The following is a 4,108-nucleotide window of genomic DNA, read 5'->3' as shown; positions in this document are numbered from 1 at the left end:
CCCATCAGCATGATGATGCCGATCACCGAGAACATGTTCAGCGTGGAGCCGAACAGGTAGAGCGAGCAGAACACCCCGACGAAGGCCAGCGGCAGCGCCATCATGATGGTGACCGGCAGGGTGAAGCTGCGGAATTGCGCGGCCAGGATCAGGTAGATGAACACCACGCCCAGCGCCAGCGCTTGCACCGCGTAGCCCAGCGATTCCTGCATGTCCTTCTGCTGGCCGCCCTGCGCCAGCACCACGCCCGGCGGCAGTTTCAGCCCTTCCACCAGCTTATGCACCTCGGCGGACACGGTGCCGGCGTCGCGGCCCTCGATATTGGCCAGGATGGTGATCTCGCGCATCATGTTGACGCGCTTGATCTGGCGCGGGCTGATGCCCTGCCGGGTTTCTATCAGCGAGGACAGCGGGATCATATTGGCCGCGCCGTGCGCATCCGGCCGCCCGGCCACGGTCAGCGCGTCCAGCAGTTCCTGGCGGCGCTCGGACTTGGGCACCCGCAGCTTGACGTCGTAGTTCTCGCCGTCCGGCGCTTCCCAGGTGGTGACCGCGTTGCCGGCCAGCAGGATGGACAGGGTCTTGCCGACGCGGGCCAGATCCACGCCCAGGCTGGTGGCGGCGTCGCGCTTGAGCACCAGGTTCAAGGCCGGATCGCCTTCGCTGAGGTTGGATTCGATATCGCGCACGCCCTGGATCTTGCCCAGCCGGCGCATCAGGTCTTCCGACACCGCGGACAATTCGCGCAGATCGCTGCCGCGCAGGCCCACCTTGATCGGCTTGCCCTGCTGCTGCTCGTTGGCCACCGATTTGATGGTGACGCCGGCCACCGGCCGCACCCGCGCGCGCGCGTCGGCGATCACCTGGCTCAGGCTGCGCTGGCGGCTGTCCTTGGCGCCGATGTCCACCGTCACCGAACCATCGTTCTTGCCGGCGCCGAAATTGCCTTCGCCCACATTCATCGAGATCGACTTGATCTCGGGAATGCCCTTCACCGCCGCCGCCAGCTCATGACCCTTGGTGGCGGTGTATTCCAGCGCCGAGCCGGGCGCGGTCTGGTAGCTGATGGTGAACTTGCCGCTGTCGCGCTCCGGGATGAATTCGCCGCCAATGCCGGGCACCAGCAGGAAGCTGGCGATGGTCAGCAGCAAGGCGGTGCCGACCACGGTCTTGCGATGTCCCAGCGCCCAGCGGATGGCGCCGACATAGCGTTCCGCCAGCCGGTCCAGCGAGCTTTCGAAGGCGTCCAGCATCCGCCCCAGCGGGCCGCGGTGCTTGTCGCCGTGATGGTGCGGGTCGTGCCAGATCGACGACAGCATCGGGTCCAGCGAGAAGCTGACCAGCATCGATATCAGCACCGCCACCGCCACGGTCAGGCCGAACTGGTGGAAGAACTTGCCGATGATGCCGCCCATGAAGCCCACCGGCAGGAACACCGCCACCACGGTCAGCGTGGTGGCCAGCACCGCCAGGCCGATTTCATTGGTGCCGTCCAGCGCCGCCTGGTAGTGGCCCTTGCCCAGCCCGGTGTGGCGCACGATGTTTTCACGCACCACGATGGCGTCGTCGATCAACAGGCCGATGGACAGCGACAAGGCCAGCAGGGTCAGCATGTTCAAGGTGAAGCCGAACATCTGGATCGCGAACAGGGTGCCGATCAGCGACACCGGCAGCGTCAGGCCGGTGATCACCGTGCTGCGCCAACTGCCCAGGAACAGGAACACGATCAGCACCGTCAGGCCGGCGCCTTCCAGCAGCGTGGACTCGACGTTGTTCAGCGACTTCTTCACGTCTTCGGCGCTGTCATAGGTGTAGTGCACCTTGACCCCGGCCGGCATCTGGTTCTTGAGCTCCGCCACCCTGGCCTTGACGCCCTCGGCCACTTCCACCACATTGGCGCCGCGCGCGGCGCGCAGGTCCAGCGACACGCCGGGCTGGCCGTCTATCAGCGAGATGCTGGACTGCTCGGCCTCGGTATCGGCCACGGTGGCGATGTCGTCCAGCCGGATCGGCGCGCCGTTGCGGTAGCCCACCGCCAGCCGCGAGAAGTCCTCGGCGGACTTGAGCTTGCCGGCGACGCGGATCGCCCATTCCTTGCTCACCGCCGACACCGAGCCGGCGGGGAAGTCCTGGTTGGCGGCGCGCAGCGCGTCGGCCACGTCCTGCAAGGACAGGCCGGAGGCTTCCAGCCGCACCGGATCGACATCGACGCGGATCTCGCGGCGCACGCCGCCGAACAGCTTGACGTCGCCGACGCCGGCCACCATCTGCAGCCGCTTCTTCAACACCTTGTCCACCCAGGTGGTCAATTCACGCGGCCGGGTCTGGTCCGAGGTCAGCACCAGGCTCAGCATCGGGTTGTCATTCGGGTCCACCTGGGACACGGTGGGCGCGGAAATCTCGCGGCGGAACTGGCCCTGGATCGCGCCTATCTTGTCGCGAACGTTCTGCACCGCCACCACCGGGTTCACCGATAGCTCGAACTCCACCACCACGGTGGAATTGCCTTCCATGGAATAGGAGCGGATTTCCTTGATGCCGTTGATGGTGTTGACCGCCTCTTCCACCGGTTTGGAGATTTCGCTTTCCACCACCTCGGGCGACGCGCCCGGATAATCGGTGGACACCAGGGCGATGGGGAAGCGGATGTCCGGCATTTCCTCCACCGCCAGCCGCTGCCAGGAAAACAGGCCCAGCACCACCAGCGTCAACATCAGCACGGCGGCGAAATAAGGATTGCGGACACTGACTCGGGTCAGCCACATACTGGTTGTCTCCGCTTAGAGTTTGCCGCTGGGCAAGGAGACCGGATCGCCGGCCTTCACGCCCACCAGGTCGACCGCGATCACCGGCTCGCCGGCCGTCACGCCCTCCACCGCCGCCAGCCGGTCCGCCTCGGAACGCAGCAGCAGCCGCACCGGACGGCGCTCCAGCCGCCCCTTCTTGACCACCATCACCCAGGCCTGGCCGTCGGGATCGTGGATGGCCGGCAGCGGCAGCACGACCTGCCCGTCAAGCTGCTTGAGCACGATGCCGCCCTTGGCGAACTGGCCCACTTTCAAGCGTTGCTCCGGGTTCTTCACGCGGATGTACAAGGTGAAGCTGCGGGTGCCGGGCACCGCCACCGGGTTGATGCGCACCACTTCGCCGTGCTGCGGCTCGCTCTGGCCGTCCACGGTGAAGCTGGCCCGCATGCCGGGCTGGATCTGGGAAATCAGCCGCGCCGGCACGGTGGCGGCGATCTCCAGCACCGAGAGGTCGGCGATGGCGAACAGCACCGCGTTCTTGCCGGCCACTTCGCCCGGATTGATCTTGCGCTCGTAAACCACGCCGTCTATCGGCGCGCGGATCTGGGTGTCGGCCAACAGCCGGCGCGCGCGCGCCAGTTGCGTGGCCTGAGCCTTGGCCTCGCCCTCCTTCACCCGGTAGTCGCTGTCGAATTCGTCATAGGCGATCTGCGAGATGAAGCCCTTGTGCAGCAGTTCGCGCTGCTTTTCCAGCTTGACCTTGGCCAGGCGCAGCCGCGCCTCGGTATTGGCCACCTGGGCGTTCTGCTCGGTCACCGACTGCGACAACACCTCGGCGTCCAGCACCGCCAGCACCTGGCCGCGCTTGACCGCCTCGCCTTCGCGCACGCGCACTTCCTTGACCCTGGCCTCCACCTCTGCGGCCAGACTGCCGCTGGTCAGCGCATTGAGCGAGCCGGTGAAGGAAATCGTGGCCGCCAGCGGCCGCGGCGTGGCCGCCACCACGTCGGCGCTGGACAGCGCGCGCGCGGCCGGCGCCGAAGCGCCCCCTTTGCCGGCGGCGGTTTGAGGCGCCTCGGACGGCTTGCCGCTACAAGCCGTCAACGCCAACAACAATGTCAGGACGGAGACAAATCGTGTGTTCATCTTGTGTTGTTCTTTTCATTGAATGGGCGGCCCGTCAGGCTGCTCGGGACGCGGAGGTCGCATGATGGCTGGCCGCGTCAGGCACGGCCGGCATGCATAAGGGCGGCCAGACTGCGGCCGCCCGATATCATGCCACAACAATAAACCTCATATGCATGTCATTGCACGAATTGTTCCGACCCTACAATCCCCAGCTTGGTCACCCCCAAACGCTG

The 4,108-nt window shown here is 66.2% G+C and carries 2 protein-coding genes; both read right to left on the bottom strand.

Annotation, left to right across the window (positions count from 1 at the left end; genetic code table 11):
* On the bottom strand, window positions 1–2,765 hold a 2,765-nt coding region (locus ACE3QM_RS22545), incomplete at its 3' end, for an efflux RND transporter permease subunit (RefSeq protein WP_374425039.1).
* A 15-nt stretch (window positions 2,766–2,780) separates the two neighbouring features.
* On the bottom strand, window positions 2,781–3,893 hold the full coding sequence (locus tag ACE3QM_RS22540) for an efflux RND transporter periplasmic adaptor subunit (RefSeq protein ID WP_231463031.1): 1,113 nt from the start codon (window positions 3,891–3,893) through the stop codon (window positions 2,781–2,783).
* Between the last annotated feature and the right edge of the window lie 215 nt (window positions 3,894–4,108).

The organism is Chromobacterium sp. (assembly GCF_041912965.1).
Classification (GTDB): domain Bacteria; phylum Pseudomonadota; class Gammaproteobacteria; order Burkholderiales; family Chromobacteriaceae; genus Chromobacterium; species Chromobacterium aquaticum.
This window is presented reverse-complemented; position numbering and strand designations above follow the sequence as displayed.